The following is a 21,023-nucleotide window of genomic DNA, read 5'->3' on the forward strand; positions in this document are numbered from 1 at the left end:
TCTGCTTCCTCCCATACCTACCGCATATACCGGAAATCCCATACATTCTCTCTGACGCTTAAGGCCTCGAATTCCGGCCAGGCCGTCACAATCGCCAGTCTGTCACAATTGTCAAGCATTGCATCCAGACTTCCGGGACAGGTGACCTGAAGTTCCGGATAGTGCTTTAAAAATTCCTCTTCTGCCAGCGGATCATATGCCATAACGGAGGTCACGCCCCGCCTCTTAAGACATGCAATAATCCTGGCGGCCGGTGTATCCCGCACATCGTCGGTAAACGGCTTAAAGGCCAACCCCAGGATTCCAACCGTCTCTCCCGGTTTACTTTCTTTCAAAATCCGCTCACAGATCCGTTCCGGCATATCCTGATTCGTCCGGATCACAGACTGAAGGATCGGCATATCAGCACCCGCCTGTGTTCCCGCGTACCACATTGCCTGCGTATCCTTCGGAAGACAATAACCTCCATATCCGCATCCCGGATACACATAAGAAGACATCATGTTCTGCTCCCATCGCCGATCCTTATGCAAAATATGAAAGGCCCGTCCGATCTCCACATCCCGGATCTGATCTGCGGCACCTGCCATCTCATTCGAATAACTGATCATCGTCGCGAGCATCGTATTCGACAGATACTTGATGAATTCCGCCGTTGTCGGATTCACTCTCTCGATCGGTGCAGAAAAGTTCTGATATACCTTCGCTGCCTGCGCATATCCTCTGTCTGTAAATGCACCGATCACGAGTCGATCCGCATTCATGAAATCCTCCCAGCATCTGCCCTCCCGCAGGAACTCCGGATTGTTGGCAAGCTCCACATCTACTCCCGGCACCAGCCCGCATCTGTTAACAAGCGGCCACACCTGATCTCTAAGCGTTCCCGGGGGAACGGTAGACTTCACGATCAGCGTTGTCCCGGAATGTTTGGGAAGCAGCGACAGTGTCTCTTCTATTGCCATTGTAAGATAAGTAAGATCTGCACTTCCGTTTTCACCAATCGGGGTTCCCACACAATAGAACACACACTCGCTTTTCTCTGCGGCACCCTTTTGTTCCCCCTGCATATACAGATTTCTGTTCAGTGTCTGTTCCAGATACTCCTGCATTCCCGGCTCATAAAACGGAAGTTTCCCACTTTCAATCCGCTTTCTTCTATTTTCATCTTTTTCAATTCCATACACCTGATGCCCTTTTGCGGCAAACCCCACCGCAGCAGTCAGACCTACGAAACCCATGCCGACAACCGTAATTACCATGTCCATTCCTCCTCAAGATGCTCTCTGTATTCCGACAAAAAAGTCAGGAAGCGGTACATCCCTTCCTCTGTTGAAAAGACCGGACGATACCCCAGTTTTTCCTGAGCATAAGACAGATCCGGGCAACGTCTCCTCGGATTGTCCGTCAGGAAATCCGGATCTTCTGAAGTCCTGAAATCTACGCTTCCATGATAGTCAAAAGATTCCTTCCCGATCGCAGCACAAAGCTTCGCATATTCCAGAATCGTAAGTTCAGGAGAATCCATTCCTATGTTGAAAACATCAAATGCTCCCTGGGCGGCTGCTTTCAAAATCCATGTGATTGCATCCGATATATAACAAAAAGTTCTGGTCGGAGTTCCGTCAGAATAGACCGGAATATCCTGATCCAGAATCACTGCCTTTACACAGTCGGTCGGAATTCTTCCATCATTCAGTTTCATTCCCGGGCCGAAGATATTGAACGGCCTTAAGATTACACACGGAACCTGATATCTGCCTGCAAACACCTGACATAACGTCTCTGAATATCGCTTTGCCTCATCATAACAGGCTCTTGGCCCCACACAACTGACTCTTCCCCACTGTTTTTCGCTGGTCGGAATCTGAGAATCATCCGGAGAACCATAGATCTCACTGCTTGAGAAATAGCAAAATGTCCGAAGGTTTTTATCCTTGTAATATTCCAGAAGATTTCGACATCCTTCGACATTGGCGTCCATAGTGAGAAGCGGATTCTCCCGGTACGCAACCGGAGACGCCAGTGAAGCCATGTGAAATACATGCGTTACTTCTTCTGCATCCTCGATCTCCTCAAGATCCATCACAGCGATGTCCCTTTGATAAAATTCCAGTTTTCCTTCTTCTACCAGACGCCTCATCCAGTTTGGATAGCCAAGCCAGCAATTATCAATTCCAATAATTCTCCGGGCGTCAGCATACCGGATCAGATAATGCAGAAACTCATATCCGATGGATCCCGCACATCCTGTAACCAATATTACTCCGCCCTTATAAAACTCTTTTTCCTTCGTACTCAATGAACACCGTATGGTATTCAGATCTTCTTCCAGTATTCTCATATCTATCTGTCCTTCTTCTGATTGATCCAGGGAGCATTTCCCTTCTCCCACAATGCACACAAATATTTTTTCTCCTGCAGGGTATCCATACACTGCCAGAAGCCATCATGATAGTATGCCATCAACTTCCCGGTCTCCGACAGCGGCACCAGCACATCCTTTTCCAGTTGTTCCATCTGATCCGTCAGGAACTCAAAAATCTCCGGTTCCATGACCATAAACCCGCCATTAATCAACGGTGCATCCTTCCGCTCCTTCTCTCTCAAAGCATTGACCCGGCCATCCTTTGCAATCTCGAGTATCCCGAACCGGGGTTCCGGTCGCACTGCTGTCAGAGTCACCATGCCGCATCGCTGCCTGTGAAATCTGATCACATCTTCCATCTCTACAGAACACAGACCATCGCAGTAAGTCAGCAGGAACGTCTCATGCTCCAGATAAGGCTCTGCCATACGCAGCCTGGCTGCACTTCCTGTATCCTCCCCTGTATCCAGTATACGAACACGGGCATACGGAAGATCCACGGTCATACATGCACCTTCCGACTTACAGGACACTACTTCCTGTCTTTTTCTGAAATATTCTGATATCATCTCGCTCTTATAGCCGGTCAGAATCAAAAAATCCCGATAGCCCTGGCTCTGAAAGCCTTCCATGATATGTTCTAAGATCGGTTTTTCTCCGACTTTCGTTAATGCTTTCGGACGAAACTGCGTCTCCTCCAGAAGGCGCGTCCCTTTCCCACCTGCCAGTATCACTGTCAGCATACCCTCATACTCCTTTTTTCGTCATCCTTCAAACACACTTACACAAATTATATCCCTCATTTTCATGCTTTGCAACAAAGTAGAAACTAACCAAAAAGCGCCGTCAGGATTTCTCTCGACGGCACTTTACTCTTGCTCTGTAATTTCAAGTACGCCACTTAGCGCTCTTCGCACTTGAAGCGAGGGACACCCCATCTGAAAGTTGTAAGATATCTATGTGCTTCTTCCTGATATTTCTCCTCTTTTTCTGTCCGAATAATTCCATAACAGCACCTTTGAATCTCTTCCGCAAGATTTCTTCTCTCTTCAGAAGTAATCACATCTTTTTTCTCTTCATATATCTTTCCATAATAGTGAAGCAGGTCTGTCAGACGGCAGATCACACATTCTCCTTCCATCGCCAGTGTTCCAAAGATACGGATTCCCTTCGGACCGCACCATGCTCCTCCTACTATTTCTCCTATATGATCAACCAGCTCGACATCTGACTGCACGTAATCCGGATAATAAGATCCTGTTCCCTTTTCCTCATTTACTTCAACGATCATGTCATCTACTTCCTGAAGCGTTGCAGTTTTCGGGTCTTCACTCACAATCGGTACAAGTGCCGGATGCATCTTCATCAGATAATTCTGATTCTTGAACTCTTCACAGTATCCTTCATAACACGCCCGGATATCCTCCAGTGAGGTGCCTCCTCTGGTCGACAGATGCCACCCCTCTGTCCGGACATACGCCATCCATCTCTCATGCTCCAGATTATAGAAATCAGCGCATTTTCCCGATGCTTCTCTGGAAAAATTCACAGGCCGGATCCAATCCGTGTACAACTTCTTCTCATCCCGACCATTCGGCACTCGAAGGACTCCATACCCCATTTCCCATAACTTACTGCTGATATGCATTCCATTCGCGATACTTGATCTACGGTTACACTGCTTCTGGTAAAAGTTCTGGACCGCATATCTGCGCTCCTTCTCGTCGGAATCTCCCGTCAGCCGGAAGTAGTGTGATTGTACTCCAAGACCCAGATATTCAGATACAAATGCCGCATCCGAACAACTTCCGTAATACATGCCGCTACTTCCAAACGGAACAATATCGTAATACAGCCGTGTTTTATTTCTCGTATTTTCACACATCTCCCATACTGCAGCTCTTTTTCTTCTACTTCGTATATGAGCACAGATAAATGGCTGATCCTGCCGGCGTGACGAATAAAAATATCTTCTCAGCCGCACAGCAGCCCTGATAGTATCTTCGTCGTCTCCCAGTGCTGAGACACAATAACTGATGTTCTCCAGCGTATCCAGATACGATCTGATCCTGCTGCTGAAAATATTCCCTTTGTGAATGTGAATCTTATAGCCTGCGGCCTCTGAAAATAACTCCGGACATTCTTCTTCCAGTTTTTTCCGGATCAGATTGCCCTTGAGATCAATCAGATGAATCTCAAGATCATATGCTTCCATCTGGCCACACCATACCGCCGCCTTTAAGAATTCTGTTCCCGCCTTTCCTCCGCCTATGATCAGAAGTGCAAGTGTCTCCTTTGCCCCATTGTCACGATGCGGATACAGATTTGTATACAGCGGATGCTGATAAAGATGTTCATACACAGCATCTCTGACTTCATCCACCAGGACCACCCGCAGTTCCTGCTTTTCTTTTGCATCCAGCAGGATCTCCGCTTCTGCGCTCGTCGCATAACAGTGAATCTCCACATTTCTCTGATTCAGCCTTGCAGTCGTATACCAGGCAGCAGCGCCCGTCATGTTATCCACCATCTGCAGCGTATGTTCCACATTCTCATCTTCGTTATCCGAGATCAGGAAATATGTAATAAAACGTGCCTGATTTCTGAGTCTGAGATGCGTGATCTCTTCCGGAAGAAGAATGGCATTCAACTCCCTTGCGCTCTCTTCCAGATCCATATTCAAACTGTCCTTTTTATCAGAGCAGCAAAATACAATCTCTACCTTTTGTCCTTCTTTTCTCGCATAATTCCACATATCCGACGCAATTTCAATGGAATGCGTATTCAGCTCGGAAAATACGAACAGATTCCTTCTGCTCTTCATCCGCAGGCGAAACCGTTCAAAAGAGTTGGAAAAATACTGCAGAACGACCGTCAGTGTAAATACCGGTGCAAGCAGATACAGTCCGCATACCAGCACCTTGTACGGCACCAGCAGATTTCCCAGCGTCTGCACCGGAAGCTCCCCTGCAATATCCACCACTCCCGTATCGACTACAAACATGCGGATGCTGTGGGAGATACTCATCGCAAGTGCAAATCCCACATGCTCTCCTCTTAACATAACCGGAAAACACGTCACAACCGAAGCCAGGAATACACCTGCTCCAAGATACTTTACCTGATTCTTTCCACGATTTCGACTGACCAGATATGTCACAGCTCCTGCTGCCACCAGCATCAGCGCCAGTCCGAAACAAACTCTCCATATCATCTGTACATCCTCCTGTTACTCGGATATAAAATACTGCCTTTTCTCAGCATCACTTAATGTATCTCCGTCCAGCACCTGTTCCGCACGTGCCCTCAGTTCCCGGTAACTGTAGAACGGGCTGTAGGAACCTCCCGCGTTCTTTACAAATATTTCTCCTGCTTCAAAACTTGCACATCCATACGGGACATCCGCATAATGGTAGAAGCGTCCCTCATCATCCACATAGTACAGGCTGATCTGAGAAGTTAAAAAATAATCGTCACTGATCATATAGCCGTCAAATATAATTCCGAAATAATGCTCATTTCCATCCACATAGATGTCATTTCCCCAGTTCCTCTGGTTATCCGTGTTCTGCATCCGGACTTCTCCGGTATCAACGTCCCACAGCGTCAGATACTGATCATCTCCACAGACCACCAGATATCTGTCATGATTCATATATTCAAAATCAATCTTATCAAAATACCCTACCGGAATCGACTGTGTGCGTATTCCTTTCTCCAGATCATAGATATCAACATTCCCTTCTCTGGAATAGACTGCAAGCGTAGAGCTTTCCTGTCCAAGTGTAACATCCTCGTCTGAAACAGGAATGGTCTCTTCTCCTTCGATGCTCTGCCACGACTCTTCTTCCACATTCCAAACCTTCAGCCAGTATTCTTCCTGCTCCATATCCTCCATTACCAGTATCAAGTACCTGTCGTCTGTCGTAATCTGTACATCCTGTATATATTCCTCTACAGTAATCACCCGTTTATCATCCGGAACAGTAATTCCATCCGCTGTAACCTCTGTAATCACAAACGCTTCCCCCGCATACAGAGCCATCTGATCCACCATATGAAAGCTTCGGCTATCCCAGACCTGCCATCCTGTATCTGCCAGTTTCTTCTGCTCGACGAGTGTTCTGCCGGTATTCAGATCCGCAATAATCAGAGAACTCTCTATTCCATCAATCTTTTCAAACAATATACATGGCACTCCTTCAATATTTTGTGCCTGCAGGTTGTAAATCCAGGAATCATCCTCCTGGCAGACATATTCATATATCATTTCAGAAGTTCCCGGTTCATAGATACGCAGTCCCGAATCATCTATATCCCCGTGCGCAGCATAGAAAACACAACGATATACCCTGGTATCCCCGGAGCCTTCCGGAACAGAGAGATATTCTACTTTATTGATCTCTTTTTCCATGGACAGCGGCTCCATCTGCTCATCCCGGATGGTTCTCAAAAACACCACATTCCTGCTGTCTTCCACAAGCTGGATCACGCAATCCTTACTCTGACTGTATAACATACATAGCGTCTCTGAAGAAATGTCTCCTGCTCCATAATCAGTCGTTGTATTATCCATCAGCGCAAGATAGATCCGACCATCCGAAAGCCCGATCAGGTACCGGTTTTCATCGTATTTTTCTACTCCCACGATATCTTCAGGATAGCTCTTCTCCCAAAGGATCTCTCCACTTTCCGGCCGAATCAGGATCAGACGGTCTTTCAACGACACCGCAAGAACCTTCTGCACCTCTCCATCAACTTCCATATCCGTCACCACCATTGTACACGGTTGGGAATAGGCACGAATATTGTAACTTTCCGATGTCCAGAGACACTGACCGGATTTTGCATCATACACAGCGATACGGTAACTCCGATCCGGATCATCTACTATCTGCTCCTTACCATTGACATACTGGTAATGCACCGCTGCGATCCGTTCATTGTTGATCCATACCATAGCTGCCGTTTCAGCAGATGACAACATCCGGACACTTCCATCTTCCAGCGAAAGCAGGAACAGTCCTTTTTCCGGCAGTTTTGAATAATCCGTAGAAACCCCGATTGCCAGCATCGTTCCGTCGTCACTGAAGGAAAGCGCATTTGATGAATAGCAGCCATATGTTTCTTCCTCTGTATAATCCACCTTTTGCAGACAGCTTCCGCTCTCCAGATCATACACCCAGACTGTCTCTCCGTTGCTCAGTGCGATGCAGGAATCATCAACCGTGCACAGAAAAGATCCTGCGTAAAAGGCAGCTCCATCTTCCTCCCGAATCACCTTTTCCACACATTTTTCCTGCCAGTTCACACAGCGGATCTCTTGCTTCGATACCAGAACCGCCTCTTCCTCAGACCTCGGTGCAAACCATACAAACTCGCCGTCGTCGTAATCTTCCAGATCTTCCGGACGTATCTTCCAGATGCAGTCTCCCGATTCCGTATCCAGAACATATGCATTTCCCATCTGATCCAGGCAGAAATATGCGGTTCCTTCCGGACTCAGCATCTGAGATTTGTCACGCATCAGATTCACCGTCTGTCCTTCCATCTCATAAGATTTATCTGCTTTAAAATCTATCATAAGGGTATTATTATAGGAATACAGAGCATTATTGAGTGCATACATCTGCTCCGGTACCACCGGCTCTTCGGCATCCTCATCCTCCGGCACTATGGCAAGCGCCGTCTTCAAAGCTCCCGTCCTGTCTCCGGTATCCAGAAGCTCTCCCGAAATCCCCGCCAGATATCTTGCCTGGTTACGCCTTGCCTCCTGATACTGTTCATCCGTAACTGCCGCCTGATGAAATGCGTAGATGGTAAATAAGATTGCCAGTACTGCAATTCCTCCTACTGCCGCAAGAATTCTTCGAAACACATAGTCCCGGTGCCGCTGCCTTAAAGTATCATATGTACAGGAAAGCATCGGCGCAAGGATCCGCAGGAATTCTTCTTTTAACTTCTTTTCTGTCTCCTTCCTGTCTTTCCCTCTGACATCTGCGGCCATCGGCTCAATCTTTTTTCGCGCAACTTCCTCTGTTCCGTCCATCCGAAGAATCCGCTCCTCTTCATAACAGAGAATCTCCGGAAATGCCTCTTCCGGCTCCCCCTCCACCAGAAGCGTCAGCACCTTCTCTTTTCCATGGGTCAGAAGAAATGTCTCGATCTCTCTCTGCACCCATTCAGATCGCAGAGAACGCGGAGAACAGATCACGATCAGATACTCGGAATGCTCCAGCGCTTCGCAGATATTGGAAGCAAGATTCGAAGCCAGAGGCAGTTCTTCTCTGTCCCGGAACACTCTTTCAATCTTCTTTTTTCCGGACAATTCCTGTATCTTCTTTGGCACACGGTAACGCTCCAGCATCGAATGCAGCTTCTTTGCCACAAAAGCATCCGGTTCACTGTGACTGTAGCTGATGAATGCATCATAAGTAACCGCTGCTTTTTCCGGAATCACTTCATATGTTTTTTCAAATTCTTCCCTGTCCACAAAGTTAAACTCTGCATCACAGATATTTCCTTCCGAATCCCGCTCTGTCTCATAAAACACCAGCACAGCATCCCTGGCCGCAGACAGCTTCGTCCCCCAAAGCGGTGCCTGAAAGAAGCATTCCGGATGTCCCGGCTCCAAAGTAAGTCCCTTTTCTTCCATTAGAAATGTGATTTCCGGACACATCTCATCCTCCGCCGTCCAGATCATAAGATCTTCCGGCAGTTGTTCATATGTTTCTTCTTTCAAATGCCTGTGATGTTTTTCAAAATATTCTGCACGGTTCGGGTATGGCGTTCCGGAAGAATCAATCTTAATATAATCTCCGGGATAAGCGATCTCTCCCTCTCCGCTTTTTGCTTCCTGTGAAAATACTTCAAAGCTTCCGTCTTTCTTCTTTCTGATTCTGCCTTCCGCCATCAGTTTCTCTATCTCTTCGCTCTTTTCACCAAGTCTGAATGCCCGGATCACCAGAGCCTTTTTCCTTGCTTTCTTCATAGCACCCTCCTCAGATTCTCTGTTTCCAGTATACCATGTTGCTCATGCTCTTACCAGCAGAAAACCCAAGCCTTTTCTTTCATCTTGATAATGAATCTTTTTTCCTTTTATAGTATAATATGATTAATTATGATAACGGTCGTATATTGACCAGGAGGTGTTTCGATTGGGAAATTTATATGATAATCCTGTCTTTTTTCAAAATTATCTGGATCTTAGAAACGATGAGGAAAATTACAACGATCTGTTCGAGCAGCCGCATATGATGGATATGCTCCCGGATGTATCCGGAAAACGCATTCTGGAACTGGGCTGCGGATATGGCGCAACCAGCATCAAATTCATCCAGGCAGGTGCCAGATCCGTATATGCTTTTGATATCTCCGAAAAGATGATTCATAAAGCAATCACCGAGAATCAACGGGATCGCATTGAATATCACTGTATGAATATGGATGATCTTCATCTTCTGGATCAGACCTGGGATGTTGCGTTCAGTTCTCTTGCATTTCACTATATCCAGGATCTCGACCTGCTGTTCACCAATATTTACCGTGTTCTGAACCCGAAGGGTACGCTTCTGTTTTCCATGGAACACCCAATTGTTACTGCTGCAATAAAGGAATGTGTATGTGAATTTGATGCCAATCGGGAACCTGTGTACTATAAGCTGGATCATTATGCAGATACCGGACGAAGAGAAGTCCTCTGGCTGGACACTACGGTAATCAAGTATCACCGTACGGTTTCAGATATCATGAACAGTTTGATTCGTGCCGGTTTTCTCATCGACGAGATCAGAGAGCCTCTCCCTGATCCAAAACTTCTGCAACAGATTCCGAGAATGCACCAGGAGATCCATCGTCCAAGCTATCTGATGTGCCGATGCCACAAGGCCGGATAAAAGGAAACATTATGTATGATTTTTTTATTTCTTTTAAATGTACCGATAACGGAAAGTCAACTATAGACCGAGAGATTGCCGAAGCCCTATACAGACAGCTCGAAGCAGAGGGATATCACGTCTTTTTCTCAGAACAGATTCTGGAAAAAGACGGAATCACCAAGTATATCGGAGAGATCAACCAGGCACTGAATGATGCCCGTACCTTTCTCCTGGTGTGCAGTCAGAAGCAATATGTCTTAAGCGGGTGGGTTGCCCAGGAATGGAGCGCTTTCCTGAATCTGATGATGACTAATGAAAACAAAAAACTCTTTTCTTATCTGATCGATATGAAGGAATCCGATCTTCCTGCTTTGCTGGGACCTTTTCAGTCATTCCAGCACAAAAATGGCATGGACAGAGCGATCCGATATCTGAAAACAGCCAGCCCTCTCTCTGCATCCGCACATGAGTCCAGAAGTCTGCAGACACCTCAGGAAATCCTGGATGGAGAATTTGGCATCTTCGGACATCTGAAATCCATGGATTGTACTTCCGTAAATGCTTATCTGGATAAATATCCGGAAATGATGCATTTTGTCCAGGCAAATTACTATTTCAGACAGAGAAACTTTGATCAGTGCTGGGCTGCTCTTCAGGAACTGCTTCGTCTTCATTCGGTAAAGGGAGGTTATCTGGCTTCCATAATGTACAGGCGGGGATACGGCACTTCCAGGGACATCCGAAAATCCAAGGAACTCCTTGGTCAGGCTTATCAGTGGTGGAGTAAAGATATTCTCTCTGCCCCGCAGAACGGTAATATCCTGCTCCTTGTTTTCGAAGAAAATAACCTGCGGATATCTCCGGTTGCATGTATGGCTGTCTGCATCCGGGACATCCTGAAGTTCTTTAACCTGGAATGCACAATCCGTATCCTGAACCGGGACACCAGCCTTGAAGAAGCAAACAGCTACAAAACCTGGTCCCAGATCCTCCTGCTTGCCAATACTCTGGAGGCATTTTTCGAAGAAAGCTACCGCTGTCCGCAGATTCCGGAACTTCTCTCGGGTATGGATCGTCATGTATGCAATCTGGGGATCAATAACATCCGGCAGATTAATATGCCCAGACCTTTCCGAAAGTATAAAGTGTTTGAATTATTACGAAATGGGATCGGAAAATACTGCCAGTACATTCTCCGACAAAACGCAACTTTAATATTAAACGACGAAAAGGATACCTAAAAGATATGAAAACACAAAAGAACATGTTTGAATGGAATATCTCCCGGGCTCTGAACTGGCTGTTCGCAGTTCAGGATGAAGATAATTTCGGGTGGAGCTGGATCTCCGACGTATCACCCAACTCACAGAATACTGCCGAAGTCGTAAGCGTATGTTCTCAGTTATCTGAATTTCTCGATACCAACCAGAAGATACTGCTCTGCGAGGCCATAGAAAACTGGCTTTTGGAGCCTTCAATCAATGGTGCGATCGTAATTGATTATGTATGGATCATGTATGCTCTGATCCAGTTCAGTGAAAAATACACTGAATTCGAACCTGAATTCCCTCTGGAAAAGATCTATATCGCTGCCACAGAATGTGCAGATCTTATCACTGACCTGCAAAACGAAGATGGTGGATGGGCCGATGATTACGGTGAAAACTCCACCTCCACAAGAACAGCCCTCGTTGTATATTGTCTGAAGTCTTATACCCTGCGTCTGGGAACTGCCGACAAATACGACCATGCAATCGAAAAAGCGGTTGACTGGCTCATTCGTTCGCAGAACGAAGATGGCGGATGGGGCAATCAGCCCGTTCAGCAGATTGTGAAAGAGTTCAGCCAGATGGAAAAATCATTTTCCCGGAAAGCAATCTCTGAACAGTATCTCTCTCAGGCTGTTTCTACCGGCTATGTACTGATGGCACTTGGTCATACCTTTCCCCATCAGTATCATCAGAATATCCGCCGTGGAGTCGATTATCTGCGCTCTGCCCAGAATCCGGACGGAAGTTATGACATCTTTTATGAGATCGGAATCCGGAAAGATGTAGTCTTTACTTTCCGGCATTTTGGAACTGTATGGGCCTTAAAAGGTCTGCTGCGTAATACCGAAGTATCCTTTTCAGATCCCTGCATCTCCAAAGCGATCTATTATCTGATCCAGCTGCAGGATGATGCAACCGGCGGATGGAAATGTACCCCGGAATCCGATGTATACACATGGTCTACCGCTAACGCGCTGTCAATTCTTTCAAAGCTTCTGTATATCTGTGACAACGCATTCTGTGCGGAACTTCGGGATTACGTAAATGATGTTGTTATTCAGTCCATCTATCTTCACGCAGATAAAACATCAGATGCCAAAGAAGCATCCGACGGTGCCCAACAACAGAACGAACACATCCGCTTCGGAATAAAGCCTTCATGGATTGCTCTGATTCTGAAATATCTTCTTCTTCTGGCAGCCATATGGATCAGCCCGAAAGCCGCATTGCTGATTGGAATCCTGGTTCTGATCGACACCATCATGATATTAATCAAAGGAGACACTTAGCCTATGAAAGCAAAAATATGTGGAATGAATACTCTTGAGGAACTGAATATTGCCCTCGGCGCCGGCTGTGACGCCATTGGTTTTCTTGTAGGCATCACACATCTGGCAGAAGACAAAGTCAGCGTCCCGAAAGCCAGAGAGCTGATCCGGTCAATTCCTCCCTTCGTTACAAGGGTTGCGGTCACTCATCTTCAGACTGCTCCCGACATCATCCCAATGCTGGAGGAGCTTGCTGTCGACACCGTCCAGCTGCATAACGACATCCCGCTGGAAGAGATCCGGAAAATCCGGGAAACACTTCCTTACCTTAAAATTGTAAAGTCCGTCAGTGTTACCGGAACAGAAGCCATTGCATACGCCGAACGTTTTGTCGGAGAAGTGGACGGCATCATTCTTGACAGCCGTACCGCTGACCGTCTAGGCGGTACGGGACTGACTCATGACTGGAGCATCAGCCGCAGGATCGTCGAAGAATTGCCGCTCCCGGTTATTCTTGCAGGCGGACTGACCCCGGATAATCTGGAAGCAGCCATCAATGCGGTGCATCCTTATGCCGTCGATGTCAATTCCGGAGTAGAAACCGATCAGAAAAAGGATCCGGAAAAGGTGCGCAAGTTTATTGAAATTGCACATCAATATTAATCGACATACGAAGAGGGACTGCTGCAAAATATAGAAATATCATTATGGATATACAATTTCCATAAGAAAAGCTGAGGTAAGCAAGTGAGCGTCGAAGCGTTCTTGTGGAAATTGTATATTTTGAATGAAATACATCTATATTTTACAGTAGTCCCTCTTTTTTTATCTTATTCCCAGTACACAATCAAAATAGACGTGTTATCCCTGTACGTGTACCAAAGTTCACCCAGTGATTTTCCTTTTTTGGATTTTGAATACTCTCGCACCTGCTGTAAGGTTGAATCAATCTGTGCCACCGCCTGATCTAACGCATCTCCTCCGGAAAACTGGATCTCTGTCTGTTTCTCATCGTTATCAATATCTTTTTTCATAATCTCCAGAATCGCATTCTGATCTGCGGACTCCAGATATCTGCCCGCCATTCTGTAATACTCCAGGGAATTGTCTGTACATTCCGGAAGCGTAAACTCCTCATCCGGAGTATGTGTTCGGAACAATAACTCCCCGGTACAACACAGATATTCATAGGCAGTTCCCTTTTTTTGCATCTCTTCGCCCTGAGTCTCCTGATACAAAGGGTCTCCCCAGGTCGTGTCCACATAATAATACTGCCCGTCACATTGCACGATATTCCAGGCATGAGGTTCTCCATCAGCCAATCCGGTAACATAGAAACACTCAACTCCTGCACGGTCCAGAAGATACTTGGTTGCTTTGGCGTATCCGGCACATACCGTTGTCCAATTTCCAAAGACACTGTAGATATTCTGATTGTCCGGCGCATCCAGCTCATATTTCGTCATATCCACCAGTGTCTCAAACACATATTTTACCTTATCATAATCCCCCGCACCGGCCGGAAGTCCCGCAAGAATCGCTCCTGCCTGTTGTTCAATCTCTGCTTCTCGTTTTTCTCTTTCAGATCCGGTACAGTTATAATTAAAGATCAGTTCCATGCCCTCATCAGTACTTTTGTAGCTGTAATAATATTCAAGCCAGAAATATTCCGGATAATCATAGTAAACACTTAAAAATATCCGTTTCAGTTCCTCCTGATCCATTACGTCCAGGACAACTGAATTTTCCTCTCCAGCAACAGCCTCCTGAATCCTGTCATAATTCTCCTTTTCCGAATCGTCCATCAGCGAATAATAGTATCTCGTGTTGATCTGATTATCCGCTTCATCCTGAACAACCGCATCATCCTTATCATCTGAAGCATCTTTACTGTCATCCGCCTGATCCTGATCGTCAATATCTATCTGATCCTGAACCACCTGCCTGACAAGATCCGACGGCGATACCTCCAACATCACGCCACTGAAAAAAAGGGCTATCGATATGAAAATATATGAGATAACAGATAATAATCTTTTCATCACATTTCTCCTCTTACAGCGGCGGGAATTCCTGGAACGGAGTGCGTTTTCTTTCCTGCTGATAAGACAGCGAATACTTTTTCAGATATTGAATAAATCCTCTTCCGTACTCGTCCTGCCGAAGCATCGTCCGAATCTGTTCCCGTTTTCCGTAAGCAGTCTCATTCAGGTACAACAGATACTGTATCTCGACCCATTTTGCCATTCCTTCGTATACTTCCAACCTGTTCTGTGGACCATATGCCGCAATAATTGCCTTGTCATCCCAGTTCTGGTACTGCCAGATATGTGTCAACTCATGGGCAATCGTCGCCATTGCTGCCAGCCTCGGAGAACCGTTTTCAATATACAGACTGTATCCGGAAGCATCCTTCTGTGCAAATCCAAGTGTTCTTCCATCCACACCCGGTGTCGGAACGAATTCTTCTCCAAAATGCTTCGCAATACTCTTTGCATCCGTCATACGTACTTTGATTGCAGCATTGATCTTGATTCCATAGAAGATCTCCATATTGCGAAGTACCATCTTAAACACTTCTTTGAAGTCCTCTCCAGTACGAAGTGCCGTAGAGGAACAGTGATTACAACGCTCTCTGCCGTCTTTTAACACTTCATACTCTCCACCTGCAAGCTCGACACCACAGAAATCGCAGAAATGAGCGCCTGCCTTATTCGGATCGTATGCTTTTGCATATTCTTCCGCAGCTTTCTCATTGTCCCGCACCTGCTGAAGCGGGTTGCGGTCATATCCGTATGCCGCCAGATAGGCTGCGGTTCCGGACAGATCCAGGAAGCTGTCGACCTCTTCATATCCGTATTTCAGGAAACAATGCTTCTGATATTCTGTCTGCTCACTCTCCTGAGGCATCAGTTCTTCATCCTCTCCTTCAATATCAAGCTTCTCTGTTGGGCTGACATCGCGCATGCTCATGGATCTTCCCACTTTTTCTGTCGCTTCATCTTCTTTCGGTTCTTCTTTTATCTCCTCCGCTTTTGGCTCTTCCTCTTTTGGCTCTTCCGTCTTTGGCTCCTCCACTTTTGGCTCTTCCGCTTTTGGCTCCTCTGACTCTGGCTCCTCCGCTTTTGGTTCTTCTACTTTTGGTTTCTCCGCTTTCGGTTTTCTCTTAAAGAAGGATTTTATCTTCTCCAGGATACGTCGGAAAAAGCCTTTTTTCTTTGTTTGATTCTCCGGTCTCTCTTCTTCCGGCGGAAATTCCGGTACAAACTCTCCTTCCGGCTCTTTTTCCGGCTTCTCCTGCATCTTCACATCATGCCAGTTCAGAAGCTCCGAGATAATCTCAAAGTATCGTTCCAGATTTCTTTCCACAGAAGCAATCAGACCAAGGTCTATCTCACTATCCTCTACAATATAGATTCCAGGAGTCTCGGAATCACTTTCCATAGAATACATCGCATATTTCAGATTCTTTGGAATCTCATTTTCCATACCAAACGGAGTTACCGCGCAGATATACGGGTATGCATCCGGATAAGTGGTCCGGAATATCTCATTCATCATCAGTGCAATCGTATAACGAATCTGATCAGAAGCCCCCGGGAATTCTACTTTCATCACGAGCTTATTGCGATAAGAACGCTTCGGAATACTGCTGACATAGACGTGACGTCCGTGTTTCAGATCGTGATAATCCGACATTTCCAGATAACCATCAGTCAGAACTTCCACCTGACAGTATCCCTTCAGAATCCGGATATCTCCCAGTGTCTTCTGTCCTCCGACACTTGTATCATCTTTCCAGTTTGTAACCGTGATATGCCGAATCTGCCGGTAATACTTTCTCTCTGTAATATGATCAGCAGCTCTTCTTACTACTACGCCGTTACGCGGAGTGATAGACTGCACCTCATAATATTTGCCCGCGTAAGTCAGGAACTGTCCGGGAATCAACGCCTGGAACACATGTCCATAAAGCTTCGCTCCGATATAATAAGTCTCCCCTTTTTCATCTTCCGCAATATAATATGCATTCTTCAGATTACGGACAAATTCTGCAATCTCTGTCTGTTCTTCAATTGCATAGTATTTCTTTGTCTCTGTCCTCAGACCGTCTGCCAGAAGCTCATCACGGAAATAAATCCTGATGTTAATCTCCTCAATATCACAATGCTTGTAGATCAACATTTTCAATGTTTCAAGAGGCGCTTCCGCATCAAATGCAATACCGCTGACCATCAATGTCTCTGCGATCTCATCTTCACCGACCTGCTCTCCTGACATCCGCATCAGAAGCTTCATTACAGTATTACGCTCCGAACGGGTATAATCAGCCACAATCGTCGGAATCGCCTTTGGATCTGCAAGAAACGTCTGTGCATTTTCAAACATGTAATCACGAAGAAGATAGTTCTCACTGATCACATTGATAAATCCCTGCTGTTTTGCCCTCGTTGCATACAGGCGCACCATCTCAAACAGATTCAGGAACTCATCTTCCACAACCAGAAATGCATTTTCCTGCAGTCTCGGACTCCAGAGATTCGAATCCACCTGAAACGCTCTGTTAAAGCTTTCCTGGCTGATCGGAAGATCCGTATAGCCGCAGATTTTTTTATAATACTGCCCCGCAATCCACTTCATGTCCAGTACGGGGAATTTTTCTCCGCTGATCCATCTCGTATTGGCAATCTGATATTTCATGGCCACGGCATTGATCTCTGTTCCGATACCCATATATCGGGATACATTGGAAAAGATTCTGTGATGCATATATTCTCCATCGGCATCCCAGCACATGATCGAAGTAATAGAACCGCTCTGACTCGTCGCTGCCACTTCCGTAATATTGGTCCGCAAAGTATGTGACAATGCATCCACCAGTCCGTCACAGTTTCTGTCACAGGCCGCATAGACTACACTGTCCTGCCGGTCGAATCTGCCAATCAGAAGATTCAGTCCCATCTGACCGGTCGCCAGAAGCTTTGATGGCTCCACAATAAATACAAATCCGACTTTTCTCAAAAATTCTGCATTGTTTTTCTGTATCTCAAGGTTAAACAGATCACTGAACTTCAGAATTCCAATGTCTGCCTCTGTGACATTCTGATCCAGAACCTCAACTTTCCAGAGACTGTCTGTATTGATCTGTTCGACAATTCCTTCATTCAGCCACTGCACCACATCATCAACAGCCGAATCCCTGCCCATGACGATCAGACTTTTTCGATTCTTCATCAGCTGCCTGGTCATCGGAATCATAAGGTATTCTGTCAGATCCCGGTAAAATGGATCGCAGAACAGCACACTTTGTCCTTTCATGAGCTTAATGCAACTCTTCACATAACCCGGTTCAATCTCTTTTCCACTTTCCTTCAAAGCGCGGAAGTACTGACCCAGATTCGCAACCGAAGCATCTTTGCTCTCGCACATCTCCTCAAGCGTCTCATAGGTAGCCGGTACGCCAAGTCCATTGTCCACCGTAGAATCATACAGCACATGATCCCCGAACAGACTCTTTAATACATCCCGAAGCAACCCGTAATTGGCTACTTTATAGGACTCCTCATCTTCACCCAGAATATCTTCAATAAATTCGCTTTTCGTAAGTCCGGATAAAAAGCATACCACTTCTCCCAGCACAAGTAACCCGAAAATCGGATAAAATGTTGTCTGAAAAGCCGGCATTTTCGGATAATACTGTGACAACACAAACACAGCACTTGATACCGCAACTGCTGTGAAGTATATCCCTTTACAATAAAACTTGATCTGTCCATACTCCGGCTTTACAAACCATTTATCCAGTTCTTTATCATACTCATAACATTTTCCTGAGGTTGCTTCTGTCAGTTCCTCCGATCCTTCCCATATCCGTTTCAGAATCGGAAGAACAATCAGCTTAACCAGCAGAAATCCGGCCGCCATCAGGACATTTGCTATATATATCAGATACTTCTGCAGATTCAGCCCGCTGACAAATGGAAACATTCCACTGATAAGCCGGATCACTCGCGTTATCGCTACAAACATCTGATTCAGGAAGATCAGTGCAATCACACAGTATACCAGCGCAATCACCGGCATCAGAAACTGCTTTGCCCTGTCTGTCCGATCCAGATTAATCTTCATTGCAGCCGTACAGAGAAGGATGAAGGATGCTGTACAGAGCACGATTTTTATCAACTGTAATATCCCTGTCATGAATCTTCTCCTTTCGCTTCTTCGTACAGATCTTCTCTTTCAATCACCAGACCCGCGATAAACTTATACGGCGCACGGATCGTATCGCCTGCCGTATTCAACGGAATTTCAGACTTTCCTCCATCCGGCTCATAATAATAGAGTCTGTTATCCTTTGGCAGCTTATCCTCATCAAAGAAACGGGTCACATTTTTTTCAAAGTCTGCAATTCGCTTTACACCAAATGCAGATGCAAATTCCTCATCCCGCTCAATCGACATTTTAAGTGCCTGTTTATGTGTTCTAAGCCTTAAGGTTCTCTCGGAAACCGCATCATTTTTCTTTGTCAGACCTGCATAGATCGACTGTGCCTTCATATAAGTGCACAGCGTGGAAAAATATCCTTCAAACTTCTTGGCAGATCCGTTCACACTGTTGATCAGCTCTCTCATAAGATCATTAAAACGTTCCATACTCGCAATGATCTTCCCGCGAAGCAGAAACAATGCCACAATTCCACCGATCGATGCAAGGACAGTTGCCCCCAGAGTAAGACCCAGAGACGCAAAAAACTGCTGTTTTCCAAGCTTTAGCGAATTAAAAATATAAGGGAAATATCCAATCATGTAGATCAGCAGGATGATAACGCCTGTGCTGATCACAACATTTCTTCGCATGCGCACTGCAATATCCTTTTTCACCTGTCTGTCAACCCTGTTCATTTCCTTCCGGATCCGCTGTTCGTCAATCACACTACGTGTATCACTGGTCAAAATCTCCAGTTCCAGCGTATCCAGCTCGTCCTGGAGTTCTTCAATCTGAAATCGATCCAATTCATATTCGTCATCGAAAAAGCTGTCCGCACGCCCTTTTACATGCGAGGAAGCCCGATCGATCGCACGTCTTGGCATCTTCAGGAAACGTTCTACACTTCCCTGCTTTTCACGTACCTGCGTATTCCAATACTCCAGCTCATCACTCGGATAATCCCTGCTCAGACCGACATGCCCTGTATCAATATACAGGTTTTTGCCCGAGCTTTCCGAAAAAATCACCGGAATATGTTGCTTTTCTACGATCTTTACACCTTCCTCAAAGGTATTTTCCGGTTTCATCCGAAGCCTCTGCTGAACGAAGGTCAAAGCTGCTTCCATCTTATTCAGGTGACTGTTCAACAGATCTGACAACTCTTCCTTTGACACATTTACCCCAAATCGATACAGCTTATAAGCCTGCAGTGTACTGGCCGGAATCTTATTCACAGATACGGACAGAACCGCCAGCCAGAATTCTGTCAGCTCTTTCATATACCTGCTGTTCTCCGGATTCGTAATACTGTAACACAGAAAACGACAGATTCCGGGATAATTATTCCTGCGGCAAAAATCAGAACTTTCGATCTCGAACGGTGATTTCCACGATTCATATATATAATTTTCATCATCCGGATGCCTGCGCATGGAGATCAGATATACTTCCTGCGGGCGTACATCCGTAAAAGAATACTTCTCTTCCAGTGCTTTTCTGGTCTGTTCAATCTCTTCCGATACTTTTTCCTTCAGATAGATCGGTCTAAGCCCGTCCTTATACGTCTCTGACAGCGAATAGAACTCCTCTTTCGATAATTCCGATGCTCTTACTCTGCAGGTCTTCCCGGTAATCTCATCTGTATACTCATAGCCCTCTTCAAAATTTCTGACCAGGGCTGCCGGATAACCACAGATCATATGCGACAGTCGGATAATCGGAACGGTACTGTCACGCGGGATGGGATCTTCCGATACTTCCCCCGGAAAATCAAACGGATTCTTCTCATCCGGCACCGGCCCGGTTCTTTTCCCGTATACCGGCTCGGCACTGATAATGACAGCTCTCCACTCTGTTCTTCCCTTAATCAGCTTATACAAGTCGGGAACAGATGTAGAAAGATCTGTTCCTGACTCATTCCAATCACAAAAGCTTATGGTATCATTGTTGATGAACGGTTGAAAAAGAAATCGAAACTCTCTCAGCAGATCCGATGAGTGCCTACTCAGTATAATTACTGTATGCATTACTTTCA

Annotated in this window: 12 protein-coding genes; 4 read left to right on the forward strand and 8 right to left on the reverse strand. The window is 45.9% G+C overall.

The genetic code is table 11. From position 1 onward, the window contains the following. Positions 1–17: 17 nt before the first annotated feature. The 5 genes from JQM82_RS00840 to JQM82_RS00860 form a co-directional block, all read right to left on the reverse strand. A complete protein-coding gene (locus JQM82_RS00840) occupies positions 18–1,259 on the reverse strand; it encodes a UDP-glucose dehydrogenase family protein (protein ID WP_235247962.1) in 1,242 nt (413 codons plus the stop codon). After that, a complete protein-coding gene (locus tag JQM82_RS00845) occupies positions 1,253–2,341 on the reverse strand; it encodes an NAD-dependent epimerase/dehydratase family protein (protein WP_235247963.1) in 1,089 nt (362 codons plus the stop codon). Before JQM82_RS00845 ends, JQM82_RS00840 begins: the two co-directional genes overlap by 7 nt. A gap of 2 nt (positions 2,342–2,343) precedes the next feature. Then, positions 2,344–3,108, reverse strand: a complete 765-nt coding sequence (locus tag JQM82_RS00850) for a sugar phosphate nucleotidyltransferase (RefSeq protein ID WP_235247964.1) — start codon at positions 3,106–3,108, stop codon at positions 2,344–2,346. A gap of 158 nt (positions 3,109–3,266) precedes the next feature. Continuing rightward, positions 3,267–5,579: a hypothetical protein gene (locus JQM82_RS00855; protein WP_235247965.1), complete on the reverse strand. Its 2,313-nt coding sequence runs from the start codon at positions 5,577–5,579 to the stop codon at positions 3,267–3,269. 15 nt (positions 5,580–5,594) lie between these two features. Then, a complete protein-coding gene (locus JQM82_RS00860; protein ID WP_235247967.1) occupies positions 5,595–9,356 on the reverse strand; it encodes a TIR domain-containing protein in 3,762 nt (1,253 codons plus the stop codon). Positions 9,357–9,522: 166 nt separating this feature from the next. Between JQM82_RS00860 and JQM82_RS00865 the strand changes: the two genes are divergently transcribed. Genes JQM82_RS00865 through JQM82_RS00880 form a run of 4 tightly spaced genes read left to right on the forward strand, consistent with a single transcriptional unit; the run spans position 9,523 to position 13,444 of the window. Further along, the gene (locus JQM82_RS00865) at positions 9,523–10,260 is read left to right on the forward strand and encodes a class I SAM-dependent methyltransferase (RefSeq protein WP_235247969.1); all 738 of its coding nucleotides are present in this window, start codon (positions 9,523–9,525) and stop codon (positions 10,258–10,260) included. 11 nt (positions 10,261–10,271) lie between these two features. Beyond that, on the forward strand, positions 10,272–11,483 hold the full coding sequence (locus tag JQM82_RS00870) for a toll/interleukin-1 receptor domain-containing protein (RefSeq protein ID WP_235247970.1): 1,212 nt from the start codon (positions 10,272–10,274) through the stop codon (positions 11,481–11,483). Positions 11,484–11,488: 5 nt separating this feature from the next. Further along, a complete protein-coding gene (locus tag JQM82_RS00875; RefSeq protein WP_235247972.1) occupies positions 11,489–12,802 on the forward strand; it encodes a prenyltransferase/squalene oxidase repeat-containing protein in 1,314 nt (437 codons plus the stop codon). Positions 12,803–12,805: 3 nt separating this feature from the next. Then, the gene (locus tag JQM82_RS00880) at positions 12,806–13,444 is read left to right on the forward strand and encodes a phosphoribosylanthranilate isomerase (protein ID WP_235247974.1); all 639 of its coding nucleotides are present in this window, start codon (positions 12,806–12,808) and stop codon (positions 13,442–13,444) included. A gap of 167 nt (positions 13,445–13,611) precedes the next feature. Here the strand turns inward: JQM82_RS00880 and JQM82_RS00885 are convergent, their stop codons facing one another. Genes JQM82_RS00885 through JQM82_RS00895 form a run of 3 tightly spaced genes read right to left on the reverse strand, consistent with a single transcriptional unit; the run spans position 13,612 to position 21,015 of the window. Next, positions 13,612–14,823 (reverse strand): transglutaminase domain-containing protein, encoded by a 1,212-nt coding sequence (locus JQM82_RS00885; RefSeq protein WP_235247975.1) that lies wholly within the window; start codon positions 14,821–14,823, stop codon positions 13,612–13,614. Positions 14,824–14,836: 13 nt separating this feature from the next. Beyond that, positions 14,837–18,982: a hypothetical protein gene (locus tag JQM82_RS00890; RefSeq protein WP_235247976.1), complete on the reverse strand. Its 4,146-nt coding sequence runs from the start codon at positions 18,980–18,982 to the stop codon at positions 14,837–14,839. Continuing rightward, positions 18,979–21,015: a hypothetical protein gene (locus JQM82_RS00895; RefSeq protein ID WP_235247977.1), complete on the reverse strand. Its 2,037-nt coding sequence runs from the start codon at positions 21,013–21,015 to the stop codon at positions 18,979–18,981. The genes JQM82_RS00890 and JQM82_RS00895 overlap by 4 nt, the downstream gene beginning before the upstream one ends. Positions 21,016–21,023: the final 8 nt, after the last annotated feature.

The organism is Faecalicatena contorta (genome assembly GCF_021531995.1).
Taxonomy (GTDB): domain Bacteria; phylum Bacillota; class Clostridia; order Lachnospirales; family Lachnospiraceae; genus Dorea_A; species Dorea_A contorta_A.